This is a genomic window from Kutzneria sp. NPDC052558, assembly GCF_044547355.1.
GTDB lineage: Bacteria > Actinomycetota > Actinomycetes > Mycobacteriales > Pseudonocardiaceae > Kutzneria.
In genome coordinates this window covers 81,621-100,137 of the sequence record NZ_JBIUAG010000022.1, presented here as the reverse complement: position 1 = coordinate 100,137, position 18,517 = coordinate 81,621, and the positions used below count along the sequence as shown (strand labels likewise).

Sequence of the window (18,517 nt, the reverse complement as noted above, 5' to 3'; positions counted from 1 at the left end):
CTGCGACCGCGCCGGTCGGCGCTCTACATGCCGGGCGCCAACGAGCGTGCCCTGGAGAAGGCCAAGACGCTGGCGGCCGACGCGCTGATCCTGGATCTGGAGGACGCGGTCGCGCCGGACGCCAAGCCCGCGGCCCGCGAGCGGGTCTGCGCCGCGGTCGCCTCCGGCGAGTACGGCCACCGCGAGCTGACGATCCGGGTCAACGGCTGCGACACTCCTTGGCACGACGAGGATGTGCGCGCCGCCGCCAAGGTGGGCCCGGACGCCGTGGTGGTGCCGAAGGTCAACTCCGCCGCGGACGTGCATGTCGTGGAACGCCTGCTGGAGCAGGCAGGAGCGCCGGACCGCACGAAGATCTGGGCGATGGTGGAGTCGCCGGTGGCCATCCTGCACGCCAAGGAGATCGCCGCCGCCAGCAGCCGGCTGACCGTGTTGGTCATGGGCACCAACGACCTGGCCAAGGAGTTGCAGGCCCAGCACGTGCCCGGGCGGGCCCCGCTGCTGACCAGCCTGTCGCTGGTGTTGCTGGCCGCGCGGGCGTACGGCAAGCAGATCCTCGACGGCGTCTACAACGACGTGCGGGATCTCGACGGGTTCGCGGCGGAATGCCGGCAGGGCCGCGAGTTCGGCTTCGACGGCAAGACGCTGATCCACCCGGGCCAGCTGGAGCCGTGCAACCGGGCCTTCGCGCCGTCCGAGGCCGAGGTCGAGCGGTCCCGCCGGATCATCGCCGCGTTCGAGGAGGCCACCGCGCGCGGCGACGGCGTGGTCACCGTGGATGGGCGGATGATCGAGAACCTGCACGTCGACGACGCCCGCCGGCTGCTCGCGCTCGCCGACGCCGTCGGGGGGATCGGTTGAACGCCAGCAGCCACAGCACGCCGCCGAGGGCGAACCACGGATTCCACAGCACCAGGCTCCAGAACCGCTCCTCGGCGCTGACCTCGGCGATCCCGGTCAGCAGCAGGACCTCGATCACCAGGCCCCGGGCGAACAGGATGGCCCCGACGAACTGACCGACCCGCTGCCACGGGTGCCGGAGCAGGCAGAACGCCGCGCCGGCGCCCAGCAGCAGGGCCACGCCCCACAGTCCGAACAGGACGAACCAGAGCGGGCGACGCGCCGCGAGGTCCGGGCCGGCCGAGGCGGCCAGCCCGAGGCCTCCGCCGAGGGCCCAGTAGACGTGCAGCGCCGCGAACAGCGCGCACCAGCACGCCGCGATCTTCCCCCACATGTCCAGTGATGCTAGACGAGTTCGAGTTGTCTAGGTACGGTAGACAGATGCCGGTAGACCGGGACCTGTTGCGGGACGCCCGCGCGGCCGCCGACCAGTGGGCCGAGGCGCAGGAGCGCACCGAACTCGCCAAGGCCGACTACCACCACGCGGTGCGTCGGCTGCACCTGGCCGGGGCCTCCCTGCGGGAGATCGCCGAGGCGCTGGACATCAGCCACCAGCGGGTGCACCAGATGATCGACGAGGCCGGCGGCACCGAGGGGTGGAAGCCGCGGCTGAAGGTCGGCGACTGCTCGTTCTGCGGCGCGACCGCCGACGAGGTCGAGCGGCTCATCGCCGGCCCCGGGGTCTTCGTCTGCGACGGCTGTGTGCGCCGGTTCCGCGCCGAGCCGCCGCCGGTCTCCGCCGCCGGTGACTGCTCGTTCTGCGACCGCCCGGCCGCCGAGGACGGCTGGCTGGCCGAGGCCGCGGGAGCGCGCATCTGCGACCGCTGCCTGGAGTTCTGCGACGAGGTCCTGGCGACCCAGGTCTGAGCCGCCAGGTTCCTCGCCGTCACCGCTCGGCGACGCGGGTGGCGGTGTCGGCGCCGTTGCTCTTGGTCGCGACGACCGCGACGGTGTCGCCGTTGTGGACGTCGGTGATGGCGGATGCCTTGCCGGCCTTGCGGATCTTGGTGTCGGCGTCGACAGTGTAGGTGGCGGTGAAGCCGTCGTCGCTCTTGACGGTGAGCGAGGTGGGGCTGACCGACTGGACCTGGCCGCGCTGGACGTCGACGACGCGGTGGTTCTTGCCGCGCAAGGTGACCTCGCCGTGGGAGACACGGCCGAGCAGGGCGCGGTGGTGCTTGGCGGTGGAGGGCTGGGCGGCGGTCGGAGTGGTGGTGGTGGTGGGAGCGCTCACGGCGTAGGCGACGCCGCCGCTGGCGACGAGGGCGGCGACGGCCGCGCCGGTGATGAGCACGATCCTGGTTCTGCGGGTCATGAGCCCACTGTGGGCCACCAGGCTGAACCTGGCCTGAAACCTGCATGATCAACATTTCCGGGGCTGCACTAGGGTGTGCGCCGTGGCCGAGGTCGACTACTACGAACTGCTCGGGGTGTCTCGCGGCGCTTCCGCCGCCGAGGTGAAGTCGGCCTATCGTGCGCTGGCCAAGGTGATGCACCCCGACGCCGGCGGCACGGCCGGCACGTTCCGCATGCTCCAGCTCGCGTACGAGACGCTGACCGATCCGACCCGACGCGCCCGCTACGACCTCGGCGACGCCGACGAGCCGGCGCCGGCGCCGGCCGCCGCCCCGCGCGCGAGAAGACCGGCGCCGCGGCGGGATTTCGGCGACGACCCGAACTACGTGCCGAAGCTGCCGCGGATCGATCCCCGGGGCATTCCCTGGTGGGCCGGGGTGGATGTCGGCGCGCGGATCCGCTACGTGCCGCAGGTCGGCCCCGGTCACGCGCCGGTGGTGGTCGCCCTGGCCAGCCTGATCGTGTTGCTGTCCATCCTGTTGGCGATCAACCTGAGTCCCCTTTTACTGGCCGTCGTCCTGGTTCTGGTGGCCGGCACCGTGGTGGCGCTGGTTCAGATGGGCCGGGGTCTGCTGGCCGCCAAGCGCGAGCACCAGTCGTTCACGACGGAGATCGGCGCCAGCCGGTCGTTCGGCCTGCCGGGTGACCGGGCCGAGAAGCTCACCGCCGAGCTGCTGGCCAAGTACCTGACCCGGCTGCCGGGGGCGCGCATCTTCCACGGGCTCGGCCTGCCGGAGTCGGTGTTCGCCGACGTGGACCACGCCGTGCTGTGCGGGCATCGGCTGGTGCTCATCGAGTCGAAGCTGTGGCTGCCCGGGCATTACGAGGCCGACGAGACCGGCGCGATGTGGCGCAACGGCCATCCGTTCCGCGGCGGCGCGGTCCGGCTGGACGACTCCATCGACGCCTTCGCCGAGCTGCTGCCGGAAGTCGAGGTCCGGGGCGCGGTGCTGATCTACCCGAGCCGGGCCGGCGAGGTGACCACCGGCGATCCCGACGACGCGCTGGCCCCGCCGATGAGTCCGCACCGGTTCGTGGCGGAGCTGGGGCAGTGGCTGGCCGCCGATCCGTCCACTGTGGATCGTGACGTGTTCCGGGCCGTGCTGGACCGAGTGGTGTCCTGACCGAATTCGGTGTCGGCGGCCGCCGGTCGGGGCCTAGGCTCGGCCGATGTCCATCACCGCGGCCGATGTGGCCGACACCGTGCGGTTGACCGTCGCGACGCTGGGCGGGGCCCGCGACGCCGACTGGGAGGCCACGGCCGGGCCGCTGGCCTGGACCTGTTGGGAAACGGTCGAGCACATCGCCGACAACTTCTTCTTCCACGCCGCGCAGGTCGCCCCGGCGACGCCGGCCACCGACCGGACGGTGCCGTTCGCGTGGGACCGGCACCGCGCCGGCGGTCCGGGCCTGATCATCTTCGCCGACCGGGCCGCCGGGGTGGACGGCCTGCTGCGGGTCGTCGATTCGTGCGGGGGCATCCTGGTCTCCCTGGTGCGCACCACGCCGCCGACCGTCCGCGCGCACTACGACGACGGCCTGCTCGACGTGGCGGGCTTCGCCGCGATCACCATCGGCGAAACCCTGGTGCACATGGACGATGTCGCCCAAGGCCTCGGCATCGCCTGGACCCCGCCGGCCGACCTCTGCGACCGGCTGCTGACCCGGTTCTTCCCCGACGCGCCGACCGACACCGACCGCTGGGCCACCCTGCTCTGGGCGACCGGCCGGGGCGACCTGCCCGGCCACACCCGGGTCACGGAATGGGACTGGCTGGCCTAGCGAACACCGCGAGCCATGGCTTGGTAGGCCGGGCGCAGCAGGTCGACGACGCGCTCGCCGCGCAGTTGCAGGGGCAGGGGAGCCAGTTCGTCGAGCACGGCGTCGGGGCGGGCGCCGGCGGCCGGGCCGGCCGACGTGGCCGGCGGCCCCTGCATGCGCCAGAAACCCTTGACCGGCTGGGGTTCCTGGGCGACGCGGCGGAGATCGCCGAGGCGGGACAACAGCTCCTCGCGACCGCGGCCACGCCAGGCCAGGGCCTGGAAGGGATCCTGGTCGAACATCTCGGCCAGCAGGTGGCAGACGGCGGCCAGGTGCAGGCAGGGCATGTCCCACGTGTCGCAGGTGCAGTCCATGGCCAGCTCGCGCATGTCGTCCGGGAACAGGCGCAGGCCGAGGTCGGCGAACATCTCGTACGGGACCTCGCCGGCCAGCAGGCGGGCGGTGTAGAGGGCCTGGGAGACCAGGGCTTTCTCGACGGCCGTCCACTCGGCCTTGCTGAACGCCTTGATGCCGATGCGGCAGCGGTGGGTGCGGGAGCCGTCCTGCACCTGGGCGACGACCACGCTGGTGGACAACGACATGCTGAGCACCTGCCCGGCCCGGGCGGCCAGCCGGCCCTGGCGCAGCCGGGAAGCCATGCCGAGCGATTCCAACACGGCGACGAAGTGGGACCCGAGTCCGGTGGTCACGGTCGGCCTCCGGCGGGGGAAAAGAAGGTGGCGGAAGGGAGGATGGGGTGAGGCGCGGTGGGGCGAAGTGCGGCGGGGTAGGGCGCGGGGAGTGGCGGGGCGGGGCGGCGACCGTTATTCACCGACGGCCTCCGGGGCGAGGGTGATGAGGTCGCGCAGTTCGGTGGTGGACAGCTCGGTGAGCCAGCTCTCGCCGGCGCCGACGACGAGTTGGGCCAGGGCGCGCTTCTCGGCGATGACGCGGTCGATGCGTTCCTCCAGGGTGCCGACGCAGACGAACTTGCGGACCTGCACGTCGCGACGCTGGCCGATGCGGAAGGCGCGGTCGGTGGCCTGGTCCTCGACGGCGGGGTTCCACCAGCGGTCGAGGTGCACGACATGGTTGGCGGCGGTGAGGTTGAGGCCGGTGCCGCCGGCCTTCAGCGACACCAGCAGCACCGAGGGGCCGTCGTCGGACTGGAAGCGGGCGACGAGCTCGTCACGGGCGCGTTGCGGGGTGCCGCCGTGCAGGAACGGGACCTCGATGCCGAACCGCGACGACAGATGGCCGACGAGCATCCGTCCGAAGGAGACGAACTGGGTGAAGCACAGGACCTTGTCCCCGTCGGCCAGCACCTGCTCGACGATCTCCTCCAGCCGCGCGACCTTGCCGGAGCGGCCGGCCACCGGGGAGCCGTCGCCGATCAGCTGGGCCGGGTGGTTGCAGACCTGCTTGAGCTTGGTCATGGCCGCCAGCACGAGGCCTTTGCGTTTGATGCCACGGCTTTCCTTGATCCGGCCGAGCATGTCGTCGACGACGGCCTGGTACAGGGTGGCCTGCTCGACGGTGAGGTTGCACAGCTGCCTGACCTCGAACTTCTCCGGCAGGTCGTCGATGACGGAGCGGTCGGTCTTCAAGCGCCGCAACAGGAACGGCCCGGTGATGCGACGCAGCCGGGCGGCCGCCTCCTGGTCGCCGAAACGCTCGATCGGCACGGCGAACCGGGCCCGGAAGGTGTGCTCGGTGCGCAGCAGCCCGGGATTGAGGAAGTCCATCACCGACCACAGCTCGGCCAGCCGGTTCTCCACGGGCGTGCCGGTCAGCGCGACCCGACGCCGGGCCGGCAGCGCCCGAACCGCCTTGGCCTGCACGGACGAGCTGTTCTTGACGTACTGGGCCTCGTCGAGCACGACCCGGTCCCAGTCCACATCGGACAGAGTCGCCAGATCCCGGGCCGCCACGCCGTACGTGGTGACGACCAGATCGAAGGCGGCCAGCTCGGCGGCGGAAACCCGGTCCTCGCCGTGGTGGACGTGCACGGACAGCGTCGGCGCGAACCGCTCGGCCTCCCGCTGCCAGTTGCCGACCACGGACATCGGGCACACCACCAGCGTCGGCCCGCGCCCGGCGGTGGCCACGGCCAGGGCCAGCAGCTGCACGGTCTTGCCCAGCCCCATGTCGTCGGCCAGGCAGGCGCCGAGCCCGACCCGGTCCATCAGGCTCAGCCAGGCCAATCCCCGCTGCTGGTACGGCCGCAGGGTCGCCGCGAAGGACTCCGGCGGGTCCACGGGTTCGAGCCGTCTGTCGGCGTGCTCGGCCAGCAGCGCACCGAGCCAGCCCTCGGCGTGCACATCGGTGACCGGCAACGGCAGGTCGGCCTGCTCGGCCCACAGCACCTCGCCGGCGGTCATGGCGCCCCGACCGGATCGGCTCAGGTACGCCAGCCCGGCCGCCAAACGCTTGCCGTCCAGGTGCAGCCACCGTCCGCGCAGCCGCACCAGGGGCACCTTGGCGGCGGCCAGCGTCGCCATCTCCGCCTCGGTCAGCGGCTCGGATCCCAGCGCCAGCTGCCATTTGTAGTCGACGAGCAGATCGAGGCCCATGCCCCGTTCGCGGCCGACGGTCCCGATCGCCTGCGGGCTGCGCGCCGACAGCCGCAGGCCGAGATGCCCCCACCGGGCCGGCAGCAGCACCGCGAAGCCGGCCTGGGTCAGCAGCGGCGCGTCGAGCAGAAACGCATGGGCGCCATCGACATCCGTCCGCAGCTGCGACGGCTGGGACTGCCGCAGCAGCTGCTCCAGGCCCCGGTGCAGCCGGCTGGCCCGGCCGAGATCGGCCAGCAGCTGCGCCTGCGGGTCGTCGATCCACCGGTACAGCACGTCGTCGTTGCCGTGCCAGATCTGCCCGGCCGGCACCAGCACGCTGGGGTCGTCCACCGACTGCAACAGCACTTCCAGCAGCCAGAAGTCGTCGTCCTCCAGGTCGGGCGAGCTGAGCCGGAAACACGTGCGCACGGGGCTGTCCGAGGGCAGGCTGGCCCGCCACGCCGCCAACGGCCGGGCCAGGCCGGGAAACGACTTGGGCTCGCCGGTCAGCGCGGCCAGCCAGCGGTCCAGCTCGGTCCGGCCGCGACCGAGCCGCACGCCGGCCAGCCGCTGCCGCACCTCGTCATCCACCAGATGGTCCACAGTGGACGAAAGAACCGCGCCGGCGTCGGACTCCAACGACTCGGCCCGGCAGGCCGGCGGCATCGCCCCGGCCAGGGCGACGAACCGGGCCGAGTCCACCCCGGACAGCACCGCCCGCCACCGGGACCGCTCGTCCGGCACGACCCGGCCCCGGGACACCAGGTTCTCGGCGAACGCGGCGACGTCGGCCAGAAACCGCGCCGAGTCGCCGAGTTCGTCGGCCGGCAGCTCGGCCAGCGTCACGGCGTCGACCACGCCGACCGGCACCCGCCACGGCCGCAGCCGCTGCCCGTCGGACGGATCGGTCGAGGCCAGCGGCCCGGATTCGGTGGAGGGCAAGGTGATCGTGCGGACCGCGGCCTTGCCGTGCGGCGGCGGCACGGCGAACGGGTGCGTGTCGCCGTCGGCGGCCCGAGCCAGGGACGGGTCCTCCGCCCACAGCGCCGGCCCGTCCGGCCCGCACAAGCCGTGCAGCAGCAAGTCAGTCGCCCGCCAGCTTGGCCAGGATCCGGTCCAGCTCGGTCGCGTCCTGCTCGGACAGCGCCAGCAGCGGGGCCGGCGGCGCGTCGATGATCGCGGCGGCCTTGGCCGCCTCGGCCGCGCCGGCCGCGGTGACCGTCACGACCTTGCAGCGGCGGTCCTCGGGGTGCCGGCTGCGCTCGACCAGGCCCCGGTCCTCCAGGAAGTCCACCACCAGCGTGGTGTACGGCTTGTCGATGGCCAGCGTGTCGGTCAGCTCGCGCATCGTCAGCGGCCCCTCGGCCAGCCGGCGCAGGGCCTTGACCTTGATGAAGCTCATGTCCAGGGCCTGGCAGACCTCGGCCCGGCGGTCGTGCTTCTCCAGCACCAGCGCTCTCATCGCCCGCCAGGCCCGGGCCGCGGTCTGCGTGGTCATGGGGTGGTCACCGCGATCCTGGACTCCTCGCTGGAAAACGTCGCCGCCGCGGTGTCGGCGGTGCGCCGGGCCCAGCGGCTGGTGGTCAGGATACCCATGGCCAGCACCAGCCCGCCGCAGCCAGTCATGATCCACCAGCCCAGGTGGCTGGCCGGCGTGAAGCCGGTGGCGTACGGGCCGCTGATGTGCGAGGTGACGGCCGAGCCGATGATGGCCACGCCCAGCGCCGCGCCGAGCTGCCGGCTGGTCGAGGCCACCGCCGCCGCCACGCCGCCCTGCGCGCGGGGCATGCCGGAGACCGCGGTGTTGGTGATCGGCGCGTTGAGCGTGCCGAAGCCGATGCCGAACGCCACGTACGGGAGCAGCAGCAGCGGAATCGGCCAGTTCGCGTCCAGCTGGGTGAGCATCAGGCCGCTGGCGATGAGGCCGATGCCGGCGACGATCAGTGGCAGCCGGGCGCCACGGGAGGCCACGACCCGGCCGGACAGCGGCGCCAGGATCGCCGTGATGGCGGCCGACGGCAGCGAGAACAGGCCGGCCTCCAGCGGCGACATGCCGCGGACCTGCTGGAGGTAGAGGGCGTTGAGGAACAGGTAGCCCGACAGCGCGGCGAAGCCGCTGATGGCGATCAGGATGGTGCCCGAGAACGGGACGCTGCGGAAGAACCGCAGGTCGAGCAGCGGTTCCCGGCGGCGCGGCTCGTACACGGCCAAACCTAGCGCTGCTAGCGCCGCTAGCACGAAGCAACCGATGATCTCCGGCGAGCCCCAGCCGTGGCCCGGGCCCTCGATGATGCCGTAGGTCAGGCCGGCGAACAGCGCGATCACCAGCAGCTGCCCGACCGGGTCCAGCCGGCGCGGGCGCGGCGAGCGGGACTCGGGCACGAACCGGGCGGCCAGGACGATCGCGGCGAGGCACACCGGCACGTTGATCCAGAAGATCGACTGCCAGCCGGCGGTCTCCACCAGCGCGCCGCCGACCAGCGGGCCGAGCGCCATGCTCAGGCCGATCACGCCGCCCCACACGCCGATGGCCCTGGCCCGCTCCCGGTTGTCGGTGAAGGTGTTGGTGATGATCGACATCGCCACGGGGTTGAGCATCGAGCCGCCGACCGCCTGCACCATGCGGAAGACGATCAGCCAGCCGGCGCTGGGGGCCACGCTGCACAGCAGCGAGCCCAGGCCGAACAGGGTCAGGCCGGTCTGGAAGGTGCGGCGGCGGCCGACCCGGTCGGCGGTCGAGCCGGCCAGCATCAGCAGGCTGGCCAGCACCAGCACGTAGGCGTCGATGGTCCACTGGAGGCTGGAGATCGAGGCGTGCAGGTCACGCTGGATGGACGGCAGGGCCAGGTTCACGATCGTGTTGTCCAGGCCGACGATGAACAGGCTCATGCAGCAGATCGCCAGGATGAGTCGCCGCCGGCCACGGCTGAGCTCGGGCACCAGCGCCCCCTCAAGGTAGTTCTACGACTGTAATAATTATCAGCGTACAACTATTTTGGGCGACGCGGAACCGTGAGCCCGTTCACGGGCCCCGGTGGCCACCTCGGGACCGGTCCCGGGCGGGTTGCGCTACAACGGGCGGTGATGATGTCGTGAGGGGGACGGCGTGGTCGAGACCGGCTTACTGGCGCATTCGCTCGGCATTCAGTTGCACAACCGGGAATTCGCCACCCTGATGGCCAGGGGGACGCCGCTGCCCGCGTCCCGCACCGAGCGGTTGCGCACCACGGGGGCGTTGCGGCGCACCGACTTTCGCCAGGCGATCCGGATTCCGGTGGTGCAGGGCGAACGTCGGCGCGCGGACCGCAACCACGAGGTCGGTGTGGTCCTGATCCGCGCCCGTGACCTGCGGGCCGATCTACCTGAAGGCGCCGAGGTCGAGGTGACCTTCACCGTGGCCGCCGGGCTCGACGTGTCCGTTGCCGCGCCGGGCGTGCGGGTGCGGGCCGAGTTCGACTTCTCCCCGCCGCGGGCCCAGGCGCCCGAGGTGGTGGAGATTCTGTTGGTGGAGGCCCAGGAGCGGTTGGACGAGCTGCGGGCCAGTGGTTCGCCCGAGGCCGCAAGAGGCCTGGCGGCGCTGGAATCGAGCAACGCCATGGGGATCGCGTGGGAGGAGATGGTGGCGGCCCGGGCGGATCCGAGTGCGGCGTGGCGGGCCGAGGAGCGGTTGCGGGACATCCAGTCGTGGCTGGACGACATCGAGGACGCCGTCGGCATCACCCGGCAGGTCCACGACTTGCGGGAGCTGATCGGCGAAGCGGAACGCCTGTGTGTCGCCCATGGCGGGTCGAAGGAGCGGTTGCAGTTGGCCGCGCTGACCGTCCGGGCCCGCGCCGCCATCCGGAACCAGGATCCGGCGGCGGTGCGGACGCAGACCGAACGCGCCGTCGAGCTGGTGGTCGAGTTGGAACGGCGCGCGCCGGACTGGCCGGTCAAGCTGTTCTATGCCGCGCTGGGCAGCGTTCCCGCGTCCGGCGAGGCCACCCGGCTGATCACCGAGGGGGACCGGGCGGTGCGGGCCGGGGACATGCGTGCGCTGGCGGCGGTGAACCAACGGCTGCTGCGGCTGTGCGCGCCGCGGCCGCGCGCCGAGATGGCCGGCAGCATCGGTGTGGCCCGCTGAGCCCTGGGGCTGATCGGCTCAAGGGGGTTGCCTTCCCGCACCCGCCCGGCTTCCCTTGAGCCCCTCGAAGGCGTTCTCCCGTCCGGGTACGGTGCGGGGGAAGCCGAGACGCGTCGGAGGGGTCCTGATGTCGTTGGCCGGATATCCGGCGCGGGCGCCGAGTTTTCTGGGGCAGTTGCTGCGCCGGGGTGCGCCGGTGATCGCGGCGACGCCGAAGGACGTGCCCGATCTGGTGGTCGATCCGACGCCGGTGCCGGGCTGGCAGCGGATCTCGGCCATGTGCTCGGCCGAGAGCCAGTCGGAGCCGGACACGCTGATGGTCCGGGCCTGCCGGTACGTGGTGCTGGTGCCGATGGTGTACCGGTTCGTGGCGCTGCCGGTGATGCTGTTGCCGGTGCTGGGATCCGGTCACGTCGGCCTGGGCATCGCGGTGGGACTGCTGCTGTTCGTGGTGAACGCGGCAGCGATCGTGTGGGCGCTGCGGGTGCCGGGCGTGCTGAGCGAGTCCCTGCGGGCCCTGCTGATCACCGACGCGGCCGTCGCGATCGGGGCCAATCTCCTTGTCGGCTATGTGGATCCGGGGGCCTCGGCGCTGACGTGGACGCATCTGGTCGGCTCCGTGGCACTGTGGACGGTCGCCTGGGGAATCCCGTTCGGACTGGCGCTCGCGGCGCTGAGCGTGCCGGTGCAGGCGGCGGTGTCGGTGAACGTGATCACGTTGGCCGCCAACACCTTGCTGCTGGTCGTGACGATCGTGACCTCGACCGGCGCGCTGTTGTTGGTCGGCCTGGGCACCAGGCTGGCGCTGGGGCTGGGCATTCGGCGCGGACGGGAGGCCGAGGCGGCCAAGGTCCGGCGCGAACTGCACGACTCGGTGCTGCAAGCGTTGGAGGCCATGGCTTTGCCCGGAACCGGGGACGCCGAGCATGCGGCCGCCCGGCTGGCCGAGTTGCGGGGAATCGCCCGGGCCCAGGCGATGGAGCTGCGGCGGGGGCTGGCCGGCGAGCCGGATCTGCCCCAGCCGACCACGATCGGCGAGGATCTGGCCCTGCTGGCCACGGAAATGGCCCGCGAGGGGCTGCGGGCCCAGTTGGTGTTCGCCGACGTCGACGACAGCACGATGCCCGAGGCGCGGCGGCGGGCCGTCCGCGACGCGACTCGGGAAGCCTTGCGCAACACCATGAAGCACTCCGGCACCAACGAGGCCGTGCTGCGGATCGAGGAGCGGGACGGCGGCATCGCGGTGATCGCCCGCGACCACGGCAACGGCTTCAGCGACACGGACCGCCCGGCCGGCTTCGGCATCAGCGAGTCGATCACGGCCCGGCTGGCCGAGGTCGGCGGCCGCTCGCACGTCGACTCCCAGCCGGGGCGGGGAACACGGGTGACGCTGTGGGTGCCCCGGTGAGGACTGCCGCCGCGGTGCTGGTGGCGGTCGTGCTGGCGATGATCGTGGCCGTGCCGAGCGGGCACGCCGCCGGCTGCGCCACCTCGACCCAGGTCTACCAGGACGCGCCATCCTGGGCCCAGAAGCTGCTCGACCCGTCGCGGATCTGGTTGCTCACCAAGGGAACCGGGCAGACGGTGGCCGTCGTCGGCGCGGGTGTGGACGGCGCCAACCCGCAGTTCGGGGCCGGTCAGGTGTTGGCGTCCAACGACTTGGTGCCGCGCCCCGGCGGCGTGGCCGACTGCGACGGCCGTGGCACGTTCGCCGCCGGGATCATCGGCGCGCAGCCCGACGACCAGACGACGTTCGTCGGCTTGGCCCCGGGCGTGCGGCTGCTTCCCTTGCGCTACACCGCCGGGGCGGGTGACACCAACGCCGGCGACCCCGGGCGGCTGGCCGCCGCGATCACCCAGGCCGTGCACGCCGGGGCCGGCACGATCCTCGTCGACGTTCCGACCACTGTGGACAGTCCGGCGCTGGACGACGCCGTGAGCGCGGCCTTGGCCGCCGGCTCGGTGATCGTGTCGCCTGCGGTCGGCGCCCAGGCCGGCGCGGTCAGCTACCCGACGGCGTTGCCGGGCGTGCTGGGCGTCGGCGCTTCCGACGAGAACGGCGCGGCCGTGCAGACGGAATCCGGCGACTACATCGACATCGCCGCCCCCGGGGCCGACCTGGTCAGCACTTCGGCCGGCGGCTTCGGACATGCCTGGCCCATCAAGGATCCGGCCGCGGCCGCCGCCTATGTCGCCGGCACTGTGGCGTTGCTGCGGGCGTATCGGCCGACGGCGACGCCCGCGCAGATCGTGAACCGGTTGACCCTCACCGCCTCCCGGGCTGCCGGCGGCGGCCGGGATTCCCGACTGGGCTGGGGAATCGTCGACGCCTACGCCGCGGTCGCCTCGCAGCTGCCGCTGACCACGCCCGGGCCCGACGCCGCGCCCGCGACCGCGTCCGTGCCGAATCTGGCGCCCGCCGCCGCGCCCGCCCAGCCGCCGCTGAACGCCCTGGTCGGCGGGCTGGCGTTGGGCGGGGTCGGGTTGGCGGCGCTGGCCGGGTTGATCACCGTGACCATCCGGCGGGGCCGGGCCCGGGGCTGGAAGGTCAGCTCCTGAGCACCGTCGCCAGCAGCGTGTCGGCGAGCCAGGCCCGGTAGCGGTCCGACGACCAGCCCTGATCCCGCCGCAGCAGGTGATGCACGTGCGGCGAGCACAGGGTGTGCAGCTGCGTCGCGGCCGTCTCGGCGTCCAGGTGGTCCCGCAGCAGGCCGTTGTCGGCCCAGGCCCGGGCCAGCCTCAGCATGTTCGCCTTGTTGGCGGCCGAACTCCGTTCGCAGAACTCCCGCATGTCGGCGTCCGCGCCGGAGGACTCGATCGCCGCCATGATCAGGTCGCCGGCCCGGTCCAGCAGCGCCGTGCCGAAGCCGACCATCAGCTGGACGGCTCGGCGGGGATCCCGCTCGGTGAACAGGTCGGTGAAGGCGGCCCGGTCGGCCACCGGCACCGGCCGGTCGTCGCCCACCGTCGCGATGTTCACGACCTCGTTGAACAGCGCGGTCTTGGTGGGGAAGGCGGTGTAGACCGTGCGCTCGGCCACGCCGGCCTCCGCGGCGACCTGGCGCATGGTCGTCGCGGTCACGCCGCGGGTCTCGAACAGCCGCTTGGCCGCCGCCCGGATCAGCTGCCTGGTCTGCTCGGCCGACTCCGCGCGGCGGCGGGACTGGTAGGGGCGCTTGACGTCGTCGCTCATCGAGATGCATCCTAGCAGCTATCAATGCAGTGCCGCTGCATCGAATGCGGGGAGGGGCCACATGCCGCAGCTCACGGGCATCCACCACATCAAGTTCCCGGTCAGCGACCTGGAAGCCAGCCGCGCCTGGTACGAAAAGGTCTTCGGCTTCGAGGTCACCATCGAGTTCCCCGACGAGCAGGGCGTGGTCCGCGGCCTCGCCGGCACCGCCGCCGGCCTGGGCGAGGTCGGCCTCGCGCTACGGGAGAACCCGGCCGTCGCCGCCGGCATCCGGGGCTTCGACCCGGTCAGCTTCGGCATCCCCGACCGCGCCGCCGCCGAGGAATGGGCTGCCCATCTGGATGGTCTGGGCATCGAGCACTCGCCGGTGATCGACGCGACCATCGGCTGGATCCTGGTCTTCCACGACCCCGACGGCACCGAGATCCACCTCTACAGCTTCGCCGCCCACGGCATCGACCAGTCCGGCCGCAAGGGGTACGGCCGGACGACGATCCGGGCGTAGCGGCGGGGTTTCCCTCCGGCCTGGCCGGGGGTGTGGGGCCGACCGTCGGGGGAGGGCCCCACGCCGACGGGCCCCGGCGATGTCGCCGGGGCCCGTCAGCCATGGGTCAGGGGCCGCAGGTGTTGGGGGTCCAGTTGCCCCACTGGTGCGACCGCAGGAAGCTGCCGCCGCCCGAGACGTTCCAGGCGGTGCCCTGCGGGGCGCAGTAGAGCAGGCTGGTGTAGTTGGCGCCGGCGTAGAGCTTCACGCCGCGGAAGCTCGTGCTGGTGCCGTTGTTGAAGTACGACTGGACCCGGGACGTGCCGGACCAGGAGCACCGGATGGAGCCGGATTGCCAGTCCGGGTCGGCGACGCTCCACGCGCAGCGCGACCCGGTGCCGTTCAGGCCGGTCCACGCGCAGAAGTCGCCGGCGGAGCATTCCCAGGCCAGCGGCGACATCGCCTGCTGGGCCGTCACATTCTGGACGGCGGGGGTCGATTCGGCGGCCGAGGCGTTGCCCACGAGCAACACCAGCGTCGCCAGCGCGGCCAGCGCCACGGCCGCGATCCTCTTCAATGCCATGCCTTGCCTCCCCTTGGCAGTCATCGGTCGGACAACCCGATCCTCCGCGCGCCGCAGGCCGACCGGCCATGCCTTTGCGGCTACGCGGAAAAGCCCTGGCCGGCGGCCGGATACGGGACGGCGTCATCGGCTGTCTGCCGCCTAACACGGCGTCGGCCGGATCCGATGGACGGGGTGAGGACGGGGGGAAACCGTGCTGCGCGTGCACTTCACGGCCGAGGACCTGGGGCGGATCCGACTGGCCACGGCGGCGGATCCGTTGTGGGAGATGGTGTTCAGCCGGTACCGGTTGGGCGAGCGGGACAAGGGTGTGATGTTCCGACCATGGGCCCGCTGGGTGCGCCGTGAGGTCGACAGCCGGGCGATCGGGCCGGGGCTGCGGGTGCTGACCGGCTTGGCCCCGTTGGGGCCGTACTTCCCGGATTTCCTTACCCCACCGGAAGGTTCGCTCGGCCTGGAGCCGGCGATCGACGCCATCCTCGGCACACCCCGCCGGCGTCTGCGGTCGGAGCTACAGCTGCTGTCGACGGCCGCCGCGCTGCCGCCCTGGGCTTCAGCGCTGGCCGAAGGCGACCAGGAGTTGTTGGCGGACATCGGACACTCGCTGCGGCGCTATCACCGGGCGGCGATCGAGCCGTACGCCGACACCATCGCGGCGGCGGTCGAGGCGGACCTCGCCTACCGGTCGCGGGCCCTGCTCTGCGGCGGCGTGGCCGGGCTGCTCGACAGCATGCGGCCGCTGATGTGGTGGCGGCCGCCGGTGCTGGAGATCCGCTACGACATCCTCGAACGCGATCTGCACCTCAACGGGCGAGGCCTGGTGCTGGTGCCGTCCTACTTCTGCCGCCGCACTCCCGTCGCCTTCGCCGATCCCCTGCTGCCGCCGACCGTGGCCTATCCGATCAACCACCAGCACACGTGGATCTACCAGGTGGCCGCCGGCCAGGAACCCGATCGCGCGCTGGCCGGCCTGCTCGGCCCGACCCGGGCCCGGGTGCTGGCCGCCATCGGCGGCGGCGCGACGACGACCGAGCTGGCCGACCGCCTCCGCGTCGCCGCGTCCTCGATCAGCCGCCACACCACCGTTCTCCGCGAGGCCGGCGTGATCACCACCCGTCGTCAGGGCCTGTCCGTTCTGCACACGGTCACGCCGCTCGGCTCGGCCATGCTGCGCCACCGGGACCGGGATCAGGCCAGCAAAGCCTGATAGGAGCCGGCCACCTGGGTGTCGCCCTGCTGGTAGTTGGCCGAACTCGACTGGACACCGGTGGCCAGCGCGGAAGTCCGGTTGAGCTGTGCCGTGATCCGCGATGCCAGCGATTCCATCAGCGCGGCATGGACTTCGGCGGCCTGCTGGGACTGCGGCAGGCCGCCGAAGGCGGGAGAGGTCGGCCCGGGGGCGCCGACCTCTCCCTGCACGGAACGCAGCCTTTGGGCCTGCGCGACGAGTTCGGCCGCCACCTGGTCCAGGGCGCGTGGGACGGCCCGGAACGAGGTGGGGGCGGCGGTCGTGGGGGCGCCAGTGACCTGTCGGCTGGCTGCACGGGCCTGGTTGAGGTAGTTCCGGTACGCCCCGTTGGTGTACGTCGACCACGGCCGGAAGTTGCTGCCCTGGTGGGAGATGGCGTACGCGTGCCGGGCGTTGACGGCCGGGTCGGCGTTGGCCTGCGCGTTGCGCAGGGCCTGCTCGGCGGCGGTGCCGTGGCCCGGGTTGAGCGACCGGATCTGCCACAGCCCGACCGACGGGCCCCAGGTCCCGGTCTGGAGGTTGGCGTCGCCGTGAATGCCGGTGTCGCCATGGGATTCGGCCAGCGCGACGGCGACCGCGGTGTTCAGCGACTCGCCGCGGAAGCCGGCGTCGTAGGCGTGCTGGGCGATCTGGCGCGCGCTGATCGTCGGCATCTCAGAGGTCCTCGCCGATCACCGACGGCGCGACGGCCGACGATTCGCCCCACACGTCCTCGGTCTCCACCAGCCACGGCGGAATCCGCCGGCCACCGCCCATGTCCCCGGCGCCGGCCCCGTTCATCGGCATCATGGGCATCATCGGCGCCATGGCCTTGCCGGCCGCGGTGTCGGCGACGGCCGCGCCCAGCGCCCCGCCGGCGATGTCGGCCGCCGGCCCGGAACCGCCGGACACCATGCTGGCGTCGGCCGTCGGCACGGAACCCGTTGCCCCGCCGCCGATTCCGCCACCGCCGCCGATGCCGCCGGGCAGCTTGCCGCTGAACGAGCCCGATCCGGCCGTGTCGCCGAGCTTGGCCCCGGCGGCAATGGTCGGCTTCTCGTCGGCCTTGGGCTTCGCGAAACCCGGCACCTTCGGCATGATCGAGCCGAACCGCCCGAACGCCGCCGCCGACGCGGCGGCCAGGCCGGCGGTGAACATGCCGCCGAACAAGGGAGAACTGGTCGGCTGCTGGCCCGGAGCCGCCACGCCGCCGGCCGGCAGCGTGGTCGTGGCGCCGGTGGCGATGTTCACCCACGACGTGGAGCCGGTCGACACGATCGGCGTGGCCGCGGATCCGTTGTCGGACTGGGTGGTCGTCGGCGTCGAGCCGGTGGGCGCCTGCTCGGCGTTGGGAGACGGCGGAATCGAGTTCTGCGCGGTGGTGTAGTCGCCGGCCAGCGCCTGCATCACCATCACGGCCTCGGCGTGCGCGGCGTTGGACGCGGCGGCGGCCTGTTGCTGGTCGCGCACCTGCGCGACGGCCGCCGCCTGCTGTTGCTGCATCTGGGCCACCACCTGCGGCGGAGTGTCGGCCTGCACCTGGATCTGAGTGGTGGCAAGGCTCATCACCGACGGCGACACCTGCGGCACGGTCACCGGCTTGGGCATCTTGGCCCGCGCGGTGACCAGCGCCTCGCCGGCGTCGTGGGTCAGGTCGCGCATGGCGAACGCGGTGTCGGCGACCTTGCGGATGCCGTCGGCCAGGTCGCTGATCATCGACTGGTACTGCTTCGCCGCGCCGCCCTGCCACTTGTCCTGGAAGCCCGACAGCTGCTTGCCGAGGTCGTTGGCCTTGTCGTGCAGGCCCTTGCCGGTCGAGTCCCAGATGTCGGCCGCCTCGGTGACGGTGTCCGGGTCGCTGGCGAACAGCATCGTGTAGAGCTGTTCGTGGCTGTACTGCGCGAAATTCGTGTGCGGGGTCATGTCCATGTCGCGTCACCCTGATCCGCGTAACCCGAGGTCACCTGCATCCCGCTGGCGAGATCGCTGTCGAGCTGCTCGTAGCCGGAGGCCACGGTTTTGGTCACGTTCTCGGCGAAGTCGATCGCTTGGCGCACCTGGTCCAGCAGTCCGTGCATCTCCGCGACCGCCGCCTTGGTGCGCGTCGCCAGCCCCAGCGCCTCGCCGAACTCGCCCAGCAGCACCGGGGCCCCGGCCAGCTGTGTGAGCTGGTCCATCGGGCCGCCCATGCCGTCCAGCTGGGTCTGCAACTCGCGGGCGAAGTCCGTCAACGACTCCAGGTGGACGGAGAACGACTGGTCCCACATCCCTGGTCAGCTCCCCAGATAGTCATGGCGACGGCGGCGGCCCGGCCCCACCGGCCGGACCACCGCC

At 72.3% G+C, this 18,517-nt stretch carries 20 protein-coding genes; 9 read left to right on the top strand and 11 right to left on the bottom strand.

Annotation, left to right across the window (positions count from 1 at the left end; all coding sequences use genetic code 11):
* Nucleotides 1-861: an HpcH/HpaI aldolase/citrate lyase family protein gene (locus ACIG5F_RS32860; protein ID WP_396523873.1), complete on the top strand. Its 861-nt coding sequence runs from the start codon at nucleotides 1-3 to the stop codon at nucleotides 859-861.
* Here ACIG5F_RS32860 and ACIG5F_RS32855 read toward each other — a convergent pair.
* Complete coding sequence (locus tag ACIG5F_RS32855; protein ID WP_396523813.1) at nucleotides 770-1,234, bottom strand: DUF3995 domain-containing protein; 465 nt, start codon at nucleotides 1,232-1,234, stop codon at nucleotides 770-772. The two genes, ACIG5F_RS32860 and ACIG5F_RS32855, sit on opposite strands and share 92 nt — an antisense overlap.
* Before the next feature lie 47 nt (nucleotides 1,235-1,281).
* On the opposite strand from ACIG5F_RS32855, the gene ACIG5F_RS32850 reads away from it, so the two are divergent.
* Nucleotides 1,282-1,767 (top strand): ClpX C4-type zinc finger protein, encoded by a 486-nt coding sequence (locus ACIG5F_RS32850; RefSeq protein ID WP_396523812.1) that lies wholly within the window; start codon nucleotides 1,282-1,284, stop codon nucleotides 1,765-1,767.
* A gap of 19 nt (nucleotides 1,768-1,786) precedes the next feature.
* On the opposite strand, the gene ACIG5F_RS32845 is transcribed toward ACIG5F_RS32850, so the two are convergent.
* Nucleotides 1,787-2,215: a DUF5666 domain-containing protein gene (locus tag ACIG5F_RS32845; protein ID WP_396523811.1), complete on the bottom strand. Its 429-nt coding sequence runs from the start codon at nucleotides 2,213-2,215 to the stop codon at nucleotides 1,787-1,789.
* Nucleotides 2,216-2,297: 82 nt separating this feature from the next.
* Here ACIG5F_RS32845 and ACIG5F_RS32840 point away from each other — a divergent pair, with 82 nt between their 5' ends.
* Both ACIG5F_RS32840 and ACIG5F_RS32835 read left to right on the top strand, forming a co-directional pair.
* On the top strand, nucleotides 2,298-3,380 hold the full coding sequence (locus ACIG5F_RS32840) for a DnaJ domain-containing protein (RefSeq protein ID WP_396523810.1): 1,083 nt from the start codon (nucleotides 2,298-2,300) through the stop codon (nucleotides 3,378-3,380).
* Nucleotides 3,381-3,426: 46 nt separating this feature from the next.
* Complete coding sequence (locus ACIG5F_RS32835) at nucleotides 3,427-4,038, top strand: hypothetical protein (RefSeq protein ID WP_396523809.1); 612 nt, start codon at nucleotides 3,427-3,429, stop codon at nucleotides 4,036-4,038.
* Here ACIG5F_RS32835 and ACIG5F_RS32830 read toward each other — a convergent pair.
* The 4 genes from ACIG5F_RS32830 to ACIG5F_RS32815 all read right to left on the bottom strand — a co-directional run bounded on the left by ACIG5F_RS32830 (nucleotide 4,035) and on the right by ACIG5F_RS32815 (nucleotide 9,512).
* Nucleotides 4,035-4,727: a hypothetical protein gene (locus ACIG5F_RS32830; RefSeq protein WP_396523808.1), complete on the bottom strand. Its 693-nt coding sequence runs from the start codon at nucleotides 4,725-4,727 to the stop codon at nucleotides 4,035-4,037. The two genes, ACIG5F_RS32835 and ACIG5F_RS32830, sit on opposite strands and share 4 nt — an antisense overlap.
* Before the next feature lie 114 nt (nucleotides 4,728-4,841).
* Nucleotides 4,842-7,655, bottom strand: coding sequence for a DEAD/DEAH box helicase (locus ACIG5F_RS32825; RefSeq protein ID WP_396523807.1), 2,814 nt, complete (start codon nucleotides 7,653-7,655; stop codon nucleotides 4,842-4,844).
* Between the two features lies 1 nt (nucleotide 7,656).
* A complete protein-coding gene (locus ACIG5F_RS32820) occupies nucleotides 7,657-8,070 on the bottom strand; it encodes a MarR family transcriptional regulator (RefSeq protein WP_396523806.1) in 414 nt (137 codons plus the stop codon).
* The gene (locus tag ACIG5F_RS32815) at nucleotides 8,067-9,512 is read right to left on the bottom strand and encodes an MFS transporter (RefSeq protein ID WP_396523805.1); all 1,446 of its coding nucleotides are present in this window, start codon (nucleotides 9,510-9,512) and stop codon (nucleotides 8,067-8,069) included. Before ACIG5F_RS32815 ends, ACIG5F_RS32820 begins: the two co-directional genes overlap by 4 nt.
* A gap of 166 nt (nucleotides 9,513-9,678) precedes the next feature.
* Here ACIG5F_RS32815 and ACIG5F_RS32810 point away from each other — a divergent pair, with 166 nt between their 5' ends.
* The 3 genes from ACIG5F_RS32810 (at nucleotide 9,679) to ACIG5F_RS32800 (ending at nucleotide 13,254) form a co-directional block, all read left to right on the top strand.
* The gene (locus ACIG5F_RS32810; RefSeq protein WP_396523804.1) at nucleotides 9,679-10,695 is read left to right on the top strand and encodes a hypothetical protein; all 1,017 of its coding nucleotides are present in this window, start codon (nucleotides 9,679-9,681) and stop codon (nucleotides 10,693-10,695) included.
* Between the two features lie 127 nt (nucleotides 10,696-10,822).
* Nucleotides 10,823-12,103, top strand: a complete 1,281-nt coding sequence (locus tag ACIG5F_RS32805; RefSeq protein ID WP_396523803.1) for a sensor histidine kinase — start codon at nucleotides 10,823-10,825, stop codon at nucleotides 12,101-12,103.
* Nucleotides 12,100-13,254 (top strand): S8 family serine peptidase, encoded by a 1,155-nt coding sequence (locus tag ACIG5F_RS32800; RefSeq protein ID WP_396523802.1) that lies wholly within the window; start codon nucleotides 12,100-12,102, stop codon nucleotides 13,252-13,254. Before ACIG5F_RS32805 ends, ACIG5F_RS32800 begins: the two co-directional genes overlap by 4 nt.
* Here the strand turns inward: ACIG5F_RS32800 and ACIG5F_RS32795 are convergent.
* Nucleotides 13,244-13,888 (bottom strand): TetR/AcrR family transcriptional regulator, encoded by a 645-nt coding sequence (locus tag ACIG5F_RS32795; protein ID WP_396523801.1) that lies wholly within the window; start codon nucleotides 13,886-13,888, stop codon nucleotides 13,244-13,246. The genes ACIG5F_RS32800 and ACIG5F_RS32795 overlap by 11 nt on opposite strands.
* A gap of 61 nt (nucleotides 13,889-13,949) precedes the next feature.
* Between ACIG5F_RS32795 and ACIG5F_RS32790 the strand changes: the two genes are divergently transcribed.
* Complete coding sequence (locus ACIG5F_RS32790; RefSeq protein ID WP_396523800.1) at nucleotides 13,950-14,393, top strand: VOC family protein; 444 nt, start codon at nucleotides 13,950-13,952, stop codon at nucleotides 14,391-14,393.
* A 106-nt stretch (nucleotides 14,394-14,499) separates the two neighbouring features.
* Here the strand turns inward: ACIG5F_RS32790 and ACIG5F_RS32785 are convergent, their stop codons facing one another.
* Complete coding sequence (locus ACIG5F_RS32785) at nucleotides 14,500-14,955, bottom strand: peptidase inhibitor family I36 protein (RefSeq protein ID WP_396523799.1); 456 nt, start codon at nucleotides 14,953-14,955, stop codon at nucleotides 14,500-14,502.
* Nucleotides 14,956-15,148: 193 nt separating this feature from the next.
* Here ACIG5F_RS32785 and ACIG5F_RS32780 point away from each other — a divergent pair, with 193 nt between their 5' ends.
* Nucleotides 15,149-16,162, top strand: a complete 1,014-nt coding sequence (locus tag ACIG5F_RS32780) for an ArsR/SmtB family transcription factor (RefSeq protein ID WP_396523798.1) — start codon at nucleotides 15,149-15,151, stop codon at nucleotides 16,160-16,162.
* Here the strand turns inward: ACIG5F_RS32780 and ACIG5F_RS32775 are convergent.
* The 3 genes from ACIG5F_RS32775 to ACIG5F_RS32765 are packed head-to-tail and all read right to left on the bottom strand — an operon-like array spanning nucleotide 16,144 to nucleotide 18,450.
* Nucleotides 16,144-16,857, bottom strand: a complete 714-nt coding sequence (locus ACIG5F_RS32775) for a hypothetical protein (protein ID WP_396523797.1) — start codon at nucleotides 16,855-16,857, stop codon at nucleotides 16,144-16,146. The two genes, ACIG5F_RS32780 and ACIG5F_RS32775, sit on opposite strands and share 19 nt — an antisense overlap.
* 1 nt (nucleotide 16,858) lies before the next feature.
* A complete protein-coding gene (locus tag ACIG5F_RS32770) occupies nucleotides 16,859-18,112 on the bottom strand; it encodes a WXG100 family type VII secretion target (protein WP_396523796.1) in 1,254 nt (417 codons plus the stop codon).
* The gene (locus ACIG5F_RS32765) at nucleotides 18,103-18,450 is read right to left on the bottom strand and encodes a hypothetical protein (protein ID WP_396523795.1); all 348 of its coding nucleotides are present in this window, start codon (nucleotides 18,448-18,450) and stop codon (nucleotides 18,103-18,105) included. The genes ACIG5F_RS32770 and ACIG5F_RS32765 overlap by 10 nt, the downstream gene beginning before the upstream one ends.
* Nucleotides 18,451-18,517: the final 67 nt, after the last annotated feature.